This window comes from Microbacterium sp. K24 (assembly GCF_004794465.1).
GTDB lineage: Bacteria > Actinomycetota > Actinomycetes > Actinomycetales > Microbacteriaceae > Microbacterium.
The window spans coordinates 136,265-153,141 of sequence record NZ_SSDJ01000156.1; the positions used below are offsets into that span (position 1 = coordinate 136,265).

A 16,877-nucleotide genomic window follows, 5' to 3' on the forward strand; every position below is an offset into this window, starting at 1 on the left:
AGGGAAATCGGCCCTCCGATATCTCAGTCGGCCCGTTCCAGGTCGGCCGAGAACCAGAAGACGTTGTACGGATCCCAGAGCGAGAGGGTGAAGTGGATGCGCCGGCCGTCCTCCGTGACGTAGCGCGGATTCAGGTACGGAGAATACAGTCCCGGGTACTCCGATCCGGGCACGAGTTCGAGCGGATCCCCCCACGGACCCCAGGGCGTGATGCCCTCCCGGATGTACGCGCTCCCGGCATCCGAATACGTCATGACCCAGCGCTCGAGGTACGTCGACCACATCACGGAGAGCTCGCCGATCGTGCCCTCGACGATCGTCTCGGCGTCGGTCATGTCGTCGCTCCAGCGCGGCTCGTGGCCTTCCAGACCGGCGAAGTAGGAGTACGACGCCTGATCCTCGACGGCCCCTTCGGTCGCCCGGACGCGCATCAGCTGCACGCCGCCGAACCGGCCGGAAGGGATGGACCAGAAGTAGATCCAGTCCTCTCCGCCGTCGGTGACCTGCGCCGTCGCGAACTGGATAAAGTTCGAGTCTCCGGGCCATTCGACGCCGTCGACGGGCGCCCAGCTCTTTCCGCCGTCGCGCGAGACGATGAGTGCCGAGTGGTTCGCATCCCAGGCGCCGGGCTCGCCCCAGAACTTCACCGACATGTACGACACGTAGATCGTCTCGCCGATCGCGAAGCCGTACGTCGGGATCTTCGTGACCTCGCCACCCGCCCCGTTCGCGTCGTGATCGCCCTCGACGAGCGCGGCGGCGAGACCGATGTCATCCTCCACCCACCCCTCGAAGTCGATGCCGTCGGTCGGGTCGTCGTCGGTGGTCCAGGCGGCGACGTTCGACCGCCAGAAGCCGCCCTGGCCGCCGATCGACTCGGGATCCCGTTCGCCGAACGTGTCGCCGAAGAGGAAGAACGTCTTGTCCCCCACGTTCACCATCGACCCGAGATCGGTACCGGCGACCGAGACGGATGCCGTGTCGTTCATCGCATCGGGACCGGTGAGCTGCGCGATCTCGGTGAGGTCGGTGACGCCCTCCAGCACGAACGGCTTGTCGGGATTCGGGTCCACGTTCGGAGCGCCTCCGCCCGCGCAGCCGGCCAGTGCGACCGACAGGATGACGGATGCCGCGACGGTGGCGCGACGGAACGGGGCTCGGCTTCGACCTCTGCGACGGTGCATGGTCCTGAATCTAGCGAAATCGATTTCAGAGCACTAGTGTCTTCGGCATGCCTCTCTCCTCCGAAACCCGGTGGCTGCGGCCCTCCGGCGCTCCCGACGACGAGCCCCGCTGGGGTCACGTCGACGGCATCCAGATCGGCATCCCGCCGATCCCCGGCCCTGGTGGCCTTCTCCGCGTCTTCACGCCCTACCTGGACCACCCACGCGAGCGGCTGATCAACTTCATCGCCGTCGAACCGATCCCTCAGGGTGAGACCCAGCGGGGATTCTCCGAGCTCGAACCGAGTTCGCTCGACCCGGGCGAGCGCGGCAAGCGCTTCTGGTCCGCCGATGACGCGCAGGCGGCCGAGCACGGCGGGGATGCCCCGGCCCGCGGCGTCACCGAGGTCGTCGACGGAGTGGAGACGCTGACGGTGTGGATCGGCGTCGAGCGCTTCGACAGCGGCGCGGACGTCCGCGTGCGCGTGCGGTTCTTCGCCGATCGCCCGCACGAGGTCGAGGTCGCGGGCTTCGCGAATGCGGCATCCGTGCCTCTGTCGCACCTGATCCTCACCGCGACGATGGGCAACTGGGCACGACTGCGCCGGTTGCACCTCGCCGATCGCATCGTGACTGCGGGTGAACTCTGGCCGGACTTCTCCGGCACGGCCTTCGCCGAGCACGCCCGGTTCCCGCTGGCCGAGCTCTCCCGCGAGGGTGATGCGGCGATCGTGAGCGCGACCGGCGATGAGGAGGACCCCTGGTCGGTCGAGTACGCCGCCGACACCGCCGAGCACTGGCGGTTCCTCGGCCGTCGCGCGGTGCAGACATGGCGGGTCGATGACCCGCACCCCGAGCTCGAGGCTGTCGTCAACGCCCGCTGGTCGTACTGGGCGAGCGCCTCGGAGATCCCCGGCGGCCCTGCCTACGAGAACTTCGAGATCATCGAGCCGTTCCGCCAGGGCGCGGCGTTCCGGTTCTCGGTCGCGGAGATCTGAGGCCAGCCTTGCACAACGGCACCCTTTGGCATAGAGCGCGATGTGGCATCGATCCCATATCTGCGCCAAACTGAGAGCATGCCCTCCTTCCCCGCTGATTTCCTCTGGGGCGCAGCCACCAGCGCGTACCAGATCGAAGGATCACCGGATGCCGACGGCCGCGGTCGCTCGATCTGGGACACATTCACCGAACGGCCCGGGGCGATCGAGAGTGGGGGCGATGCGCGCATCGCCTGCGATTCCTACCACCGGTGGCAAGAGGACCTCGACATCCTCTCCGAGGTCGGGATGAAGGCCTACCGCTTCTCCCTCGCGTGGTCGCGCATCATGCCCGATGGGCGAGGCCGCGTGAACCCCCGCGGCCTCGACCACTACGAGCGCCTGATCGACGAGCTCCGTCGGCGCGATATCGCGCCCATCGTCACCCTGAACCACTGGGACATGCCCGAGGCTCTCATGGCCGACGGAGGCTGGATCGGGCGCAGCAGTGTCGACGCGTTCGTCGAGTATGCCGTCGCGGCATCCGAACGCCTCGGCGACAGGGTCGACTGGTGGATCACGCAGAACGAGCCGTGGATCATCCAGCTGCTCGGTTACCAGCTCGGCCTGCACGCTCCCGGCATCCGTGATCTGCGCGGCGCCGTGACCGCCGGGCATCACGTGCTCCTCGCCCACGGGCGGGCTGCCGACGCCATGCGCCCGTTCACCAGGGGACGCATCGGGGTCGCGCTCAACCTGCTCCCCTGCGTGCCGGCCACCGACAGCCAGGAAGACGCCGATGCCGCCTGGGGATCGGACGGCTACGTCAACCGCTGGTTCCTCGACCCGCTGCTCCGGAACGGGTATCCCGACGACATGCGGGCGCACTGGGAGCGGGCGACGGGAGGCCCACTCGACGACGTCATCCGCCCGGGAGACGAGGCTGCGATCTCGGGCCGCAGCGACTTCCTCGGCATCAACTTCTACACGCACCGGGTGATGGCGGCGGCCGCCCCCGGGCCCGACCGACCGTTCCCGTGGCAGGTAGTGGGATCCACGGGCGAGGTCGAGCGCACCGACGAGGGCACCGAGATCGTGCCGGACGCATTCCGAGACCTGCTCATCCGCGTCCACCGCGACTATCCCGGGGTGCCTCTGATCGTCACCGAGAACGGCGCGATCTTCGGTGACTCGCCGACGCACGATGGCGAGGTCCATGACGTGCGGCGGACTCGCTACCTGCGCTCGCACGTGGCGGCGATGGCGGAGGCGCTCGATGCCGGGGTGCCACTGCGGGGCTACATGCACTGGTCGCTGCTCGACAACTTCGAGTGGGCGCTGGGCTACCGTCCGCGCTTCGGCCTCGTGTACGTCGACTTCCGCACCGGCGAGCGCATCATCAAGGACAGCGCCAGGGACTACGCGCGCATCGTGCGCGACGGCGGGATCGTGGCGGGTGCAGACGTCCGGGCCTCGCAGGTCGACAGCCTCGGCGCGTTCGGCTGACGGTCAGGACAGCAGGACGTCGGCGACGCCGAGAGTGGTCACCTCCACCTCTCGGCGGTCGCCCTCGCCGGCCACCCGCACGATAGCGGTCACGTCGCGATCCGAGATGTTGCGCATGCGCACCCGCACCTCGGACCCCGCGGGTCGGAGCTCCACGAGAAGCGCGTCCGCGGGCTCTATCGAGAGAGGCGAGTCCGGTGATCGCTCGGGTGCCGCGGGCAGATGTCGCGCCTGCAGCGGTTCGAGCAGATCTCGCCCGAATCGTCGCACATCCGCATCGCGCACCTCGCCGACAGGGCGGAACCGGTACCGGAACCGCCGGGTGATCTCCTGACGGGCCTGGAAGTTCGTGAAGTGGAGGTTGTTCATCAGCCAGCTGCCGATCTGACCGGATGCCGCATCGAGGTGCGCTGCCCACTTCCCGGTGTGGAATCCTCCGAGCTGCACGAGGGGTGCGTCCATCGAGCCCCACAGCACGCCGCCCTCCGTCCCGGCGACTCCCACCGCGTGCTGGATCGAGTACCAGTCCTTGCTGGTGTCGGGCAGCTGCTCACGCTCCGCCTCGAAGACCGCACCGGCGGTCTCGAGCAGGAAGCGGGGCTCGACGATCGCGAACGGGAAGGCGACGAAGACGCTCTCCGGCTCGAACCGCTCCGGCTTGCTCACCCGCACGTCGAGCCCGATCTCGTCGCCGTCCTCGGCGAGCACGAGCGTCGCGACCACGCTCGGGATGCCGGACGTCGCCGTCTCCCAGGTCACCTCGGTCACCGTGCCCCCGCGCCGGACCCGCACCGGCCCCTCGCCGACGGCGATCTCGTGCCGGAAGTCGGGTCCCGGATGCTCGGGGTGGAAGAGCTTCGGCGACTCGGTGATCATCGGGTGCGTCGAGCCCTCGACGACGCACTCGTCGACGAGGGCGCCCAGCGGGGCGAGGGCCGCGGTGTCGACGAGCTCGCGGTCCGTGGCCGTGTCGAGCAGGGAGAGGATGCCGCCGCGCGTCGGGTCCACGACGACGCGATAGCGACCTGCGGCGATCGGACCGCTCACGATCTCCTCGTCGACGGCCGGCGGCGTCGGCAGCACCGCGACGCCGAAGGGCTCCACGTCAGCCAGCAGCCGTGTGCGTCGGACTCCGCCGACCTCGACGTCGACCACCTCACGACGACGGGACTCCGTCGGGTTCACGACCACGACGACATCCGCCGCTCCTCCGGCTGCGGCACCGAACGATCCGGCCGACCCGACGAAGCGGAACCACCCCTCGATCGCGAGATCGCGGGCATGGTCGAACGCGTCGTAGGCGAAGCCCGACTTCGCGTTGTGGTGCGAATGGCTGAACGTCGAGTGCGCTTTGGAGTACGTCTCCCAGCTGCCCCAGGTGTGCTCGCCGTAGAGCAGCAGCTGCTCGTCGACATGGTCCAGCAACTGCGCCACTTCCTCTTCGGAGCGATGGCGCACGGGGCCACGCCGGTAGCCGAGCACGTCGAACCCGGGCTCTCCGCTGTCGCCGGCGAGCCGTGCAAGGGCGTGCGAGGACTGGGCCGCCCGCGCGAAGCTCCGCGCCTCCCGATACACCGCCACCTCGCGCGCCGTCGAACCATGCCCGTGCGACCACCAGTCGGCCCACTCCCCGCGCACGATCCGCAGCGCAGTGCCTGACGCCTCGCCCTCGATCCGGTCGAGCGCCTCGTCGATCGTGGCGGTGCGCATCGGGCGCTCAGGATGCCGTGCGTTCCACACTCGCACCACCTCGAGGAAGTGCGCCGTCGGCCACCGGTTGTCGTTCCCCGCGTGCACGATCGCGGTGCTCCAGGGATAGTCGTCGCGATCTTCGAGCTCGCGGATGAAGGCCTCGATGTTCCGCTCCGCAGCGTCCGCGTCGCCGTCGACGATGCCCCACTCCTCGCCGAAACCGTAATGGGTGGAGAGCCACACGAACACCGAGCGGCCCGATGGCGACTCCCACCGGAAGCCGCTCGGCTGCCGGAAGGGGGGCCGGCCGTGATCGGGGTTCAAGGCCATCACGAGACGGTCGATTCCGGCATCCTGCATCTGGTCGACTGTGCCCCAGGAGAGCCCGTTGACGTCGCCGTGCTGCTGCGTGCGGATGTCGATACCGAGGTCGCGGATGCGGGCGAGCTGCGCGTAGGCCGCATCGAATTCGAACGCGCTCGGCAGCTGCGTCATGTTGAGGTAGCCGCCGGTGACGGAGATCGCCCCCGACCGCGTCAGTGCCGTGAGCTGCGCCTTCTGCGCAGGCGTCGCGGTGCGCAGGAAGTTCAGCACCGGTCGGGCGACCTCGAAGCTCCAGCGGAACGCGTCGGGTCCGTCGCCGGCATGCTCGGCCGCGAGCTCGAGGACGCGCCCGACGATCTGCGCATGCTGGGTATCGATGAGTCGCGGGCTGTTGGTGTAGCCGACGTCGTGATGGGTGTGGCCGATGAGGAGGATCTGTCGGATCGACATTCGCAGGGCTTCCGTGGTCGTCGCGGGCGAAGGAAAGGGCGGGCCGACCGAAGTCGACCCGCCCCGGGTGCGGGCTTCTCAGCCTGCGGTGGCGTTCTCGTAGGCGCGCATCGCCGCCTGCTGCGCGTCGGCGAGGGCCTGCTCCGGATCCTTGTCGCCGAGCAATGCTGCGGTGATCGCGTTGTTCAGCTCGTTCTGAATCTCCTGGCCCGCAGGCGAGGAGCCGAAGGACTGCCCGTAGTCGACCACGTCGTAGAAGGTCGAGATGACCTGGTCGAATCCGGCGTTGCCGGTCTCGACCACGAACTTGTCGCGGATCGCCTTGTCGGCAGCCGGCGAGCCGGTGAAGAGCCCCGTGTTCAGGCCGCCGTCGTCCTTGAGCGTCTGGGCACGGGCTTCTCCCGCCGCCATCCACGCGTCGTCCGACGTCAGGTTGATCATCCACGCGCAGGCCGCGGCCGGGTTCTTCGCGCCGACGGGGACGACGAACGCGGTGCCCGATGCGACCGAGAACGGGTCGCCGTTGGTGTCGCGGAACGGCACGGCCTGGATGTCGATCTGATCGGCGTACGGTCCGAGCACGTTCGGGTACCACTGCGCGTTCACCTGCGCGCCGACCTGACCGGCGACGTACTGGTTGTTGTCGCCGAACGTGTCGAACGAGTCGGTGAAGCTCTTCACCGCGGCGAATCCGCCCTGCGCGTCGGTGATCCGCTTCAGCAGCTCGATGCCGGCGACGTTCTTCGGGTCGTCGAGCGTCGGCGCGCCCTTGTCGTCGTTGAGCTGCCCGCCCGTGGCGAGGATCCACAGTCCACCCTGACCGGTCGCGACCGGGTCGAATCCGAGACGCGACGGCACGCCGCCGGACTCCTGGTAGATCTTGCCGATCGCGTCGATGAGCCCGTCGGGGTTCGAGGTGTCGAAGTCCTCCGGGGCGACTCCCGCTTCATCGAGGACCTTCTTGTTAACGATGATCGCGGGCGGCTGGTAGAACTGCGGCACGGCCCAGACCTCGTCGTCGTAGGTGACGTCGTCGACGACCGACGGGTACCAGTGCTCGTCCGGCGTGACGTCCTGTGCGGCGAAGCACTCGTCGAGCGGCATGATGAGTCCCTGCGCAGCGTAGGTCGTGACGTAGCGGCGGTCCATCTGCACGACGTCGGGAACGTCGCCGCTGGCGATGCGGGTCGTGAACTTCTGCGCGTCGAACGCGGTCGCGTCGAGCTTCAGGTCGACGTCGCTCAGCTGCTCGGCGGCGTAGTCCATCCGCGAGGTGCCGACGTCATCGGCGTTCTCGAATCCCCACGCGTTGAGCGTGCCGGTCGGCTTCGCGTCGAAGTCCGCATCGCCGCCGCTCTCTCCGGCTCCCCCGCCGCTGCAGCCGGCGAGCACGATTGCGGATGCCGCGGCCATTGCGGCGAATCCCAGAATGCGCTTGCGCATTTCTTTCCCTTTCGATTGGGGCGGCGCCATCGCCTCCGCCGGGTCGACTGTTCCGAATGTGGGAACCTTCCCACATGAAGCTAACGGAACGGACCCAGAGGGGCAATGCCTCCGCCGCGTGTTTACTGGTTTGTGATCTTCGGATTGTGGAATCGTTGCCATAGACGATGGTTCATCGAATCATCCCTTCCGCCCCTGGGTCGCGACGCCCTCGATGAAGTACCGCTGACCGAAGGCGAAGAGGATGAGCATGGGGACCGTCACGATGAGCGATGCCACCATCACGTACTGATAGTCGCCGTGGCCGCCCGCGGTGGGGCTGTACTTCGTCATCGCGTATGCAATACCCAGCGGCGCGGTGAACTCGTCGACGGAGCCTGCGTTGAGGTAGATCAGCGCCGACTGCAGGTTGTTCCAGCTCGCCTGGAACTCGAACAGGAAGACGATGATGAACGAGGGGATCGACAACGGCATCGCGATGCGCCAGAAGAGACCCCAGTAGCTCGCGCCGTCGAGTCGCGCGGCTTCGAAGAGCTCCCGGGGAAGGCCGAGGAAGAACTGCCGTTGCAGGAAGATGTAGAACGCCGACCCGAAGAGATTCATGCCCCACAGCGGCACCCACGTGCCCAGCATGCCGGTCTCCTTCCAGATCAGGTAGATCGGGATCATGGTGACCGCCCCCGGCAGCATCATCGTGCCGAGGATGAGGCCGAACAGGATGCTGCGCCCCGGGAACTTGAAGTATGCGAATCCGAAGGCGACGATCGAGCTCGAGATCGCCACGGCGCCGGCGGCGAGCAGTGCGATCGCGATGCTGTTCCACATCCAGCTCAGTAGCGGAAGCTGGTTCCAGACCTCGACGTAGTTCTCCGGCACGAAGGTCTTCGGGATCAGCAGGTTGTCGAAGACCTCGCCGCGGGGCTTGAAGCTCGCGGCGAGCAGCCAGACGAACGGGTACAGGAACAGCAGCCCGAAGCCGATCAGAATAACGGCGAGGACGATGCGGCCGGCGAGCGTCTTCGGCCGTGCGACCGCTCGCCGCCAGCGAGAGCGCTTCGGTACGGTGACGGCGACCGTCGCGGACTCCTGAGCCGGCAGCGCGGCTGGGGGCACCTGACGCAGTGAAGACGACATCAACGGTCTCCCTCGTAGTAGACGAATCGATTGCCGAACTTCACCTGGATCACCGTGATGACCATGATGATCAGGAAGAGCAGCCAAGCCATGGCGGCGGCGAAGCCGAAGTTGAACTGGCGGAAGGCCTGCTGGAACAGATAGATCGCGTAGAACAGCGAGGCCTCCGGCGAGGAGTTGCTCTGGTCGCGCCAGAACAGCAGATACGCCTGGTCGAAGACCTGGAAGGCCGCGATCGAGAGCACGATCACGTTGAAGAACATCGCGCCCGAGATCATCGGCAGGGTGATCGAGAAGAACTTGCGGATCGGTCCTGCCCCGTCGAGTGACGCGACCTCGTAGAGCTCCGTCGGCACGTTCTTCAGCGCCGCGAGGAAGATGACCATGGTTCCCGCGACGCCCCAGAGGGTCATGATCACGATGCTCGGCTTGACCCACGCAGGGTCGACGAGCCACTGGGGGCCTTGGATGCCGAAGAGGCGCAGGAACTGGTTGATCGCGCCCGAGTTTCCGTTGAGGAGCAGAAAGAAGACGGCGGCGGTCGCGACGGCAGGGGTCATCTTGGGCAGGTAGTAGAGCGTGCGGAAGAAGCCTGCGCCGCGCCCGACACGGTTGAGGAGCAGGGCGAGCACCAGCGCGAAGACGATCTCGAGGGGCACGGCCATGACCGCGTAGAACAGCGTGTTCGCGAGCGAGACGCCGACGCGCGGGTCTTCGAACAGCTGGGCGTAGTTGTCGATGCCGACCGGGCGTGCGGTGTTGGTGGCGAGGTTGTAGTTGCTGAACGAGATGTACAGGCTGTAGATCATGGCGCCGGCCGTGAAGATCAGGAAGCCGACGAGCCACGGCGAGATGAACAGGTAGCCGGCGATGGCCTCGCGCTTGTTGTAGTGCTGCTTGACCCGCGGAGTGCGCTCCTTCGAGCCGCGCTGCTTCCGCCCGGTCCGCGCGTCCTTCGCGACGCTCAGGGTGCGCGTCTCCGACTCGGATCCGAGGCTCATCGCTCCCCCTCCGTTCCGGAGGGGTGCCGGCGATTCGTGTGTCTCATGTCGCTTCTCTCGTCGACCTGTGGCATCGTTACCACATGGGTGTGACTATACGGGTCGAGTTCCCCTCCTCGCAACCGCGTCACCTCGATCCTGTGCCGATGCTAGAACGTCTGCTGATCTTGCGGACAGGCCTTGCGTCGGGGCGGGGAGATGTGCTCGGAACGGGCGGATTAGGGTGATCGACGCCGACATCGCGGTGTATGCGGCGACGGCCGGCGGGGTATGCGCGGCCGTCTCCGCTGCGCGTTCCGGGGCGCGGGTCGTGCTCATCGAACCGGGGCGGCATGTGGGCGGGATGACCAGCGGAGGTCTCGGTTACACCGACGTAGGCGACCTGCGCGCCCTGGGCGGGGTGGCCTCCGAGTTCCGGGCCGCGGTCGCTGCGTATTACGGAGTGCCGATCGGCCGTTTCGCGGGACCGGAGCCCCACGCGGCGGAGGAGATCTTCCTGCGCTGGCTCGACGAGGCGGGAGTCGAGCTGCTCTTCGATGCCGCTGTGCGCGACGTCGACAAGTGCGACGGGCGGATCGTCTCGGCGGCGTTCCGCGGCGGCGAGACCGTGACCGCGGACGTGTTCGTGGATGCGAGCTACGAGGGCGACCTGATGGCAGCCGCCGGTGTCTCATACTCCGTCGGTCGCGAATCCCGCGCCCTGCACGGCGAGGAGTTCGCTGGGCGGCAGGAGGTGGTTCCCGGCCGCCACGCGACCCCACCGTGGATCTCCCCCTTCCGCGACGACGAGAGCGGCCGCGCTCCGGGGCCACTCCTGCCGCAGATCAAGCCCGGACCGCTCGCCGAGGTCGGGACCGGGGACGGCGGCATCATGTCGTACGGCTATCGCGTCTGCCTCTCGCAGGCCCCGGACCGCGTTCCCTTCGGCCGACGCGACGGGTACGACGACGCGCACTGGGAGCTCGGTCGACGTCTTTTCGCCGACGCCGCCGCACGTGGAGAGGTGCACCGCGCCGGCCGATACATCGGGCTCGAGCCGAATCTTCCCGGTGGCAAGGCCGACGGCAACTCGCTCGGCCCCTTCTCGTTGAGCGTGCTCGACGGCTCGGCGTGGGAGTATCCCGACGCGGATCCGGTCCGCCGCGAGGAGATCCGTCTCCACCACCGGCACCACGCCCAGGATTTCCTGTGGTTCCTGGCGAACGACCCCGCCGTGCCGGCGACGGTGCGACGCGAGATGCAGACCTGGGGCCTCCCGGCCGACGAGTTCGCCGACACGGGTCACCTCCCCCACCAGCTCTACGTGCGCGAAGCCCGCCGCATGACCTCGGACCGTGTCCTCACCGAGCACGACCTGCGCGCCGGCAAGTTCCCTGCCGACGTGATCGCGCTCGGCTCGTACCACCTCGACATCCGCGAAGTGCAGCGGACCTGGCGCTGGGTGCATGAGCATCCCGATCCGATCGCGATGGTCGTGTCCGAGGGATACCTCTCGGCCCCCGTGCCGGTGTACGGCATCGGATACAGCGCTCTGACGCCGCGGCGGGAGGAGTGCGAGAACCTGATCGTGGCCGTGTGCATCTCGGCATCGCACGTCGCGTTCTCGTCGGTCCGCATGGAGCCGCAGTACCAGATGCTGGGTCAGGCCGCCGGCCTCGCGGCGGCTCTCGCCGCCCGCACGGCGCGCGCGGTGCAGGACGTACCCGTCGCCGAGCTGCAGCGCATGCTGCGGGATGCCGGCGCCGCGCTGTCGGTCTGACACCCGACCGGCAGGGCTCAAGTCCAGGCGGCGCCGGGATCGAGCGTCCGCGCGTCGCGGCCGTGCAGGGCGAGCGTGAGCTCGGCGGCGGCCTCGAGCTCTTCGCTCAGGTCGACCGCGCGTCCCGGATCGCTTGCGCACACCACGCTCCCGTGATTCGCGAGCAGCAGGCAATGGCTGTCGGACGCGGCAGCCTCAACCCCTGCGGCGAGCGCGTCGGATCCCGGCGCGGCATAGGGCACGAGGGCGACGCGACCCAGCATGCGAACCCGATACGGCGTGTAGGCGGGCAGCGGATCCTCCCCGGGTGACGCGAGGCACGACACCGCCGTCGCCGCCCTCGAATGCAGGTGCACGACCACCCGCGCATCGGGCCGGGCGCGGTAGGCGGCCAGATGCATCGCCCATTCCTTGGTGGGCGCAGGCCCCTCCTCGTGCGTGCCGTCGGCGGCGAGCACGGCGATCTCGCCTGCCGTCACCCGCCGGAGAGCCGAGCCCGTCGGCGTGATCAGGATGCGATCGCCGCTGCGCATGCTCGCATTGCCCGAGCTGCCGGGTGAGAGTCCGGCTGCGGCGAGCGCACGACAGGCCTCGACCAGCTGTACTGCGGTCATGACTCCTCCCAGGCGTCGACGAAGAGCTGTTCGTGGCCGAAGTTTCCCGACTTGAAGCAGAGGTCGAGTGCGCGGCCACCGGCATCCGTCGCCGTCGTCCATGCGACCCCCGGCGCGATGACCCTGCGGACCCGCAGCGTCGCGACCCCGAGCTCGGCGGCGATCGCTCCCGAGGTCTCGCCCCCCGCGACGAGGATGCGACGGATGCCGTGGTGCTCCACGGCCTGCGCGGCGATACGAGCGAGCGCACCCTCCACGAGCGACGCGGCCCGCACCGCACCCCAGCGCTCCTGCGTGCGACGAATCCGCGCGGGGTCCGCGGTCGCGGACACGAGCGGAACCGCGGATGCCGAGGCGACGAAGTCGACCGCCTCCGCGATCGGGCCGTCGGCGTCCGCGGCGAGCGCGTCGACGTCGAGCACGAAGACGGGCCCATCGTGGGCGGCGACCTGCGCGCGGGTCCGCTCGGACGCACTGCCCGACAGGATGAGCGGCAGGCCGTCCGGAGCGTGCCGCACAGGCGACGCCGCATCGGAGCCGAGTCGTCGCGCGAGGGCGACGGCGAGCCCCGCCGCTCCGCCGGGCAGCACCGTACCGGGGTCGACGTCGAGGAGCGCGGCCGCCGCGGCATCCAGATCCGCGTCGTCGATGGCGTCGAGCAGCACATGACGCACGCCCCGCGCCCGCAGTGCCTCGACCTGCGCGCGGATCGCGGCGGGACCCTGATGCACGCGCTCGATCGGCACGGACGCGACCAGGAACGACGTCTGCCGGCCGAGGACCCGCACGATGTCGGGATCTCGCATGGGCGTGAGCGGATGCTGGGCGAGCGACGACTCCGACAGCAGCCGATCACCGACGAAGAGGTGACCGCGATGCATCGTGCGTCGAGCGGCCGGCGTGGCGGGCGTGCCGATCGAGACCGCCCCCGGCGCCAGCTCCGCGAGGAGCGCGTCGGCGACCGGGCCGATGTTCCCGGCATCCGTGGAGTCGAAGGTCGAGCAGTACTTCTGGTAGATGCGTCGAGCGCCCCAGCCTCGGAGGACGCGGGCGGCGGCGACGCTCTCGTCGACCGCCGACGTGACCGGCGCGGTCCGCGACTTCAGGGCCACGATCACGCAGGCGGCGTCCGACGGCGGTGCAGCGCCGGGCACGCCGATCCGCACCTCGGCGTCGAGGCCGGCACCGCTCACTCCGGCTGCGACGTCGCAGGCGCCGGTGATGTCGTCTGCGATGACGGCGAGCTCGACCGTCATCCCGCGATCCTGACCTCGATACCGGCTGCGTCGATGCCGGCGAGCAGCTCGGCGTCGGCACGGCTGTCGGTGATGAGCGCATCGACGATGTCGAGCCCCGCGATGCGTACGGCGGCGGTCTGGGTGAGCTTCGTCGCGTCGGCGAGCAGCACGACCCGTGCGGACTGCTGCGCCAGCACCCGCTTGATCGCCGCGTCGAGGGCGTTGGTGCCCCACAGCCCGTCCGGGCCGACGGCCGTCGCCGAGAGGAACGCGACATCGCAGCGCACGCCGCGCAGTGTCTCCTCGGTGAGCGGACCGGCGAAGCTGCGGGTGTCCGGCTGGTAGTGCCCACCCGCCGCGATCAGCCGTGCGGAGCCGACGCGGCTCAGCGCCTCGATCACCGGCATCGAATGGGTGACGACGGTGGTGTCGCCGAGCAGCGGGACCAGCGCGGCCACGGTCGTGCCCGCATCCAGCGCGACCATCTCCGCCGTGAGCGCTTCGGCGGCCGCGAGCTCGGCGATCGCTCGCTTCTGCACGGCACCGATTGCGTCGCGCCCTTCGAAGGGCAAGCCGCCCGAGATGACGGTCGCGCCGCCGGCCACGCGGCGCACGGCGCCCTGCTCCTCCAGCATCCGCAGATCGCGGCGCACGGTCATCTCCGAGACGCCGAGTTCCTGGGCCGCCGCGATCGATGAGAGGTATCCGTCGCTGACGATCCGCCGTTCGAGATGCGCTCGCCGCTCCGGGGCATTCGTGTATCGCATGACGCCCTCCGTTCATGTCGATTATCGGACATGTTTGCATTTTCTGTTCGAAATGTCACAAACTTGGCGGATGGTGGTCGTCCTGGGAGTGGACATCGGCAGCACGACGACGAAGGCCGCACTCGTCGAGGTGACCGATGCGGTGTCTGTCGTGCGCGTCGCGCGTCGCCCTACGCCCTCCGGCGTCGACGACCTGCTCGCGACCTGCGCCGTTGTCGCCCGGGAATGCGCCGCCGCAGCCGCCGCGCCCATCGCCGCCATCGGCATCGCCTCGATGGGCGAGAGCGGGGCGGCGCTGGACGCGAACGGCCGGGCGCTCACACCCCTGTTGCGCTGGGACCGTCGCGTCGACCGCAGACACCTCGACGGACTCCTCGCTGCGCACCCCGGGCTTCCCGCGTCGACCGGCATCCCCGCGACGACGAAGCCCGCCGCGGTCGCCCTCGGCGCGCTCCGCGACGAGCATCCGGAGGTGCACGGCCGGATGCGATACTGGGCCGGCGCCGCCGATCTCCTCGGACACGCGCTGACCGGCGAGCGGGCGACCGACCACACCCTCGCCGCGAGGACGATGCTCGCCGGGTTGGGCGACGCCTGGACCATCGACGTGATCGAGAGCCTCGGCGTGCGCGTCGACGCCCTGCCCTCCCTGCGCGCCCCCGGCGAAGCGGCGGGGGCGACAACGATCGCCGCCGCATCCTTCGGCCTCTCGCCGGGAATCCCCGTGCACATCGCCGGCCACGATCACGCGGTCGGAGCCTGGGCCGCCGGGGCACGCCGCCCCGACGACACCGTGGATTCACTCGGCACGTCAGAGGCGATCGTGCGCATCGCCGATGCCGTCGACGTCGCGCGCGCCGTCGACGAGGGCTTCGCCGTAGGCCGCACGGTGGACGGCTCGGCCGCGACGATCCTCGGCGGGAGCCCGTCCTGCGGCGCGATGATCGCCTGGTGGGATCAGGAGTTCCCCGAGGACCGGATGCGCGATCGTCTCGCCGCCCTGACTCCCGCGGCGTGGGTCGCATCGCCGACGATCGTGCTGCCGTATCCGTCCGGACGGCAGTGCCCCGACCCGCAGCCACTCGCCCGGGCGCAGGTCTTCGGTGACGGAGATGCCGAGGACCGCGTCCGCGGCCTCCTGCAGTCGCTGGTCGCACAGTCCCGCTGGATCCGGGAGACCGCCGATCTGCTGGCGGGATCGCCCGCGACCACGGTGACGATGATCGGCTCGCTCGCGCGCCGCATCCCGATTTGGGCGCCGCTCACGGCAGCCTCCGGTCCGCCGACCGCGATGTGCGCGGCGGAGGAGCCGGTCGCCGCCGGCTCCGCCCTGCTCGCGGCCGTGCGCGCAAGCGCGGTCGACCCCGAGACCACCATCCTCTCGCGCGAGCAGGTCGCTCCCCTGAACGACCCGGTCCGCGACGACACCTACCGCCGGTTCCGCATGGCCATCGACCCCGCAGCAGTCCCAGAAGGAGAATCATGACCACCCTCGATGCCATCGCCCGCCCCTCCGGCGCCTTCGCCATGGTCGCCATGGATCAGCGCGAGAGCCTGCGGCACATGTTCGACACCGCCGGCCGCGGCCGCCCCGCGGACGACGTGCTGATCGACTTCAAGGTCGCCGTCGCCGAAGAGCTCGCGCCGCACGCCTCGGGCTTCCTCGCCGACCGGCAGTTCGGCTTCGACCGGGTCCGGGCCGCGGTGCCCGAGTCGACGGGGCTGATCCTGGCCGTCGACGCCCTGGACCAGGCGGACGGCGGTCCGGTCGAAGACACGGGTCTCGACATCGACGCCCTCTCCGACCTTCCTGCACAGGTCGCAGCCCTCAAACTCCTGCTGATCTGGCGGCGCGACGAGCGTCGGGAGGAACGCGTGGCGCTTGCGGCGCGATTCATCGAGGCCGCCCGCGAGCGCGGCGTGCTGTCGGTGCTGGAACCGGTGGTGCGCGCCGCTCCCGGCGAGACCGACTTCGAACCGGATGCCGCCATCCACGAGGCCGCGCGCGAGCTCTCCGCGCTGCGTCCGGACCTCTACAAGGCTCAGGTGCCGCTGACCGGCGCCGGCGCCGAGGCCGAGCAGCGTGCCGCGAGCGCGGCGCTGAACGACTGCATGACCGGCCCCTGGGTGGTGCTGTCCCAGGGCGTCGAGCGCGACAGGTTCGCGGATGCGGTGCGCGCCGCGTGCCTCGAGGGAGCCAGCGGCTTCCTCGCCGGCCGTGCGCTGTGGAGCGACGTCGTCGGAGCGGACGATGTGCGCGCCGAGCTGCGGACGCGCTCGATGGACCGCCTCGCCTCTCTCGCCGAAGTCGTCGACGCCCACGCCCGCCCGTGGCAGGGGGCATGACGATGCGCATCGGAGTTCTGCACACCGTGCCCGCGCTGGTTCCGGTCTTCCATGACCTGCTGAACGCGCGGCGGGACGACCTCGACATCATCCACATCGCCGACCCGACGCTGCTGTCCCGCGCGATCGACGCCGGGATCACCCCGGATGTCGACGCCGATCTGCGAGTGCATCTCACCGCACTCCGCGCCGCCGGAGCGAGTGCCGTTCTCGTGACGTGCTCCTCGATCGGCGAGGCGACGGTCGATGCGGCCGACGCGGTCGGCGTGCCCCTGGTGCGCGTCGACGCGGCGATGGCGAAGGCCGCGGTCGTCCAGGCGGCATCCGGGTCGGGTCGAATCCTCGTCCTGGCGACGCTCGCAGCGACCCTCGGTCCGACCGGGCGCCTGGTGCAGGCCGAGGCCGACGCGCACGGCGGCATCGAGGTGACCTCGCACGTCGTGGCGGATGCGGCGGCGGCACG

13 protein-coding genes and 1 pseudogene are annotated in these 16,877 nt (G+C 69.5%); 6 read left to right on the forward strand and 8 right to left on the reverse strand.

The features are described 5' to 3' along the window. Positions 1-23: 23 nt before the first annotated feature. Positions 24-1,184: a DUF4185 domain-containing protein gene (locus DW306_RS21035; RefSeq protein ID WP_136057529.1), complete on the reverse strand. Its 1,161-nt coding sequence runs from the start codon at positions 1,182-1,184 to the stop codon at positions 24-26. Positions 1,185-1,231: 47 nt separating this feature from the next. On the opposite strand from DW306_RS21035, the gene DW306_RS21040 reads away from it, so the two are divergent. Together DW306_RS21040 and DW306_RS21045 are read left to right on the forward strand one after the other, a co-directional pair. Beyond that, the gene (locus DW306_RS21040) at positions 1,232-2,161 is read left to right on the forward strand and encodes a hypothetical protein (protein WP_240747299.1); all 930 of its coding nucleotides are present in this window, start codon (positions 1,232-1,234) and stop codon (positions 2,159-2,161) included. A gap of 78 nt (positions 2,162-2,239) precedes the next feature. Beyond that, positions 2,240-3,646, forward strand: a complete 1,407-nt coding sequence (locus tag DW306_RS21045; protein WP_136057530.1) for a GH1 family beta-glucosidase — start codon at positions 2,240-2,242, stop codon at positions 3,644-3,646. A gap of 3 nt (positions 3,647-3,649) precedes the next feature. Here DW306_RS21045 and DW306_RS21050 read toward each other — a convergent pair whose 3' ends face one another. From DW306_RS21050 to DW306_RS21065, 4 genes are all read right to left on the reverse strand, one after another. Continuing rightward, positions 3,650-6,112 carry a hypothetical protein gene (locus DW306_RS21050; protein WP_136057531.1) on the reverse strand — a complete coding sequence of 821 codons (2,463 nt, stop codon included), beginning with the start codon at positions 6,110-6,112 and terminating at the stop codon, positions 3,650-3,652. Between the two features lie 78 nt (positions 6,113-6,190). Further along, positions 6,191-7,555, reverse strand: a complete 1,365-nt coding sequence (locus tag DW306_RS21055; RefSeq protein WP_136057532.1) for an extracellular solute-binding protein — start codon at positions 7,553-7,555, stop codon at positions 6,191-6,193. 180 nt (positions 7,556-7,735) lie between these two features. Beyond that, on the reverse strand, positions 7,736-8,689 hold the full coding sequence (locus DW306_RS21060; RefSeq protein WP_136057533.1) for a carbohydrate ABC transporter permease: 954 nt from the start codon (positions 8,687-8,689) through the stop codon (positions 7,736-7,738). Then, positions 8,689-9,690 (reverse strand): sugar ABC transporter permease, encoded by a 1,002-nt coding sequence (locus DW306_RS21065; protein ID WP_136057534.1) that lies wholly within the window; start codon positions 9,688-9,690, stop codon positions 8,689-8,691. The genes DW306_RS21060 and DW306_RS21065 overlap by 1 nt, the downstream gene beginning before the upstream one ends. Before the next feature lie 223 nt (positions 9,691-9,913). Here DW306_RS21065 and DW306_RS21070 point away from each other — a divergent pair, with 223 nt between their 5' ends. After that, positions 9,914-11,449, forward strand: a complete 1,536-nt coding sequence (locus tag DW306_RS21070) for an FAD-dependent oxidoreductase (RefSeq protein WP_136057535.1) — start codon at positions 9,914-9,916, stop codon at positions 11,447-11,449. Positions 11,450-11,466: 17 nt separating this feature from the next. Here DW306_RS21070 and DW306_RS21075 read toward each other — a convergent pair whose 3' ends face one another. The 3 genes from DW306_RS21075 to DW306_RS21085 are packed head-to-tail and all read right to left on the reverse strand — an operon-like array spanning position 11,467 to position 14,068. Next, entirely contained in the window at positions 11,467-12,063 is a 597-nt protein-coding gene (locus DW306_RS21075; protein WP_136057536.1) for a class II aldolase/adducin family protein, read from the reverse strand. Continuing rightward, the gene (gene otnK, locus DW306_RS21080; RefSeq protein ID WP_136057537.1) at positions 12,060-13,319 is read right to left on the reverse strand and encodes a 3-oxo-tetronate kinase; all 1,260 of its coding nucleotides are present in this window, start codon (positions 13,317-13,319) and stop codon (positions 12,060-12,062) included. The genes DW306_RS21075 and otnK overlap by 4 nt, the downstream gene beginning before the upstream one ends. Beyond that, positions 13,316-14,068, reverse strand: coding sequence for a DeoR/GlpR family DNA-binding transcription regulator (locus tag DW306_RS21085; RefSeq protein WP_136057538.1), 753 nt, complete (start codon positions 14,066-14,068; stop codon positions 13,316-13,318). Before DW306_RS21085 ends, otnK begins: the two co-directional genes overlap by 4 nt. Positions 14,069-14,138: 70 nt before the next feature. Between DW306_RS21085 and DW306_RS21090 the strand changes: the two genes are divergently transcribed. From DW306_RS21090 to DW306_RS21100, 3 genes and pseudogenes are all read left to right on the forward strand, one after another. Beyond that, on the forward strand, positions 14,139-15,554 hold the full coding sequence (locus tag DW306_RS21090; RefSeq protein ID WP_168429401.1) for an FGGY family carbohydrate kinase: 1,416 nt from the start codon (positions 14,139-14,141) through the stop codon (positions 15,552-15,554). Next, positions 15,551-16,414, forward strand: a complete 864-nt coding sequence (locus DW306_RS21095) for a hypothetical protein (protein ID WP_136057540.1) — start codon at positions 15,551-15,553, stop codon at positions 16,412-16,414. Before DW306_RS21090 ends, DW306_RS21095 begins: the two co-directional genes overlap by 4 nt. Further along, a pseudogene (locus DW306_RS21100) lies at positions 16,411-16,877 on the forward strand (aspartate/glutamate racemase family protein); the annotation flags it as partial. The gene DW306_RS21095 and the pseudogene DW306_RS21100, both read left to right, overlap by 4 nt.

Excerpts from the sequence above, each read along its gene's own strand:
- DW306_RS21065 (WP_136057534.1), bottom strand. The coding sequence starts at position 9,690 with ATGAGCCTCGGATCCGAGTCGGAGACGCGCACCCTGAGCGTCGCGAAG.
- DW306_RS21050 (WP_136057531.1), bottom strand. The coding sequence starts at position 6,112 with ATGTCGATCCGACAGATCCTCCTCATCGGCCACACCCATCACGACGTC.
- DW306_RS21085 (WP_136057538.1), bottom strand. The coding sequence starts at position 14,068 with ATGCGATACACGAATGCCCCGGAGCGGCGAGCGCATCTCGAACGGCGG.
- DW306_RS21075 (WP_136057536.1), bottom strand. The coding sequence starts at position 12,063 with ATGACCGCAGTACAGCTGGTCGAGGCCTGTCGTGCGCTCGCCGCAGCC.
- otnK (WP_136057537.1), bottom strand. The coding sequence starts at position 13,319 with ATGACGGTCGAGCTCGCCGTCATCGCAGACGACATCACCGGCGCCTGC.
- DW306_RS21095 (WP_136057540.1), top strand. The coding sequence starts at position 15,551 with ATGACCACCCTCGATGCCATCGCCCGCCCCTCCGGCGCCTTCGCCATG.
- DW306_RS21090 (WP_168429401.1), top strand. The coding sequence starts at position 14,139 with ATGGTGGTCGTCCTGGGAGTGGACATCGGCAGCACGACGACGAAGGCC.
- DW306_RS21055 (WP_136057532.1), bottom strand. The coding sequence starts at position 7,555 with ATGCGCAAGCGCATTCTGGGATTCGCCGCAATGGCCGCGGCATCCGCA.
- DW306_RS21045 (WP_136057530.1), top strand. The coding sequence starts at position 2,240 with ATGCCCTCCTTCCCCGCTGATTTCCTCTGGGGCGCAGCCACCAGCGCG.
- DW306_RS21040 (WP_240747299.1), top strand. The coding sequence starts at position 1,232 with ATGCCTCTCTCCTCCGAAACCCGGTGGCTGCGGCCCTCCGGCGCTCCC.
- DW306_RS21035 (WP_136057529.1), bottom strand. The coding sequence starts at position 1,184 with ATGCACCGTCGCAGAGGTCGAAGCCGAGCCCCGTTCCGTCGCGCCACC.
- DW306_RS21060 (WP_136057533.1), bottom strand. The coding sequence starts at position 8,689 with ATGTCGTCTTCACTGCGTCAGGTGCCCCCAGCCGCGCTGCCGGCTCAG.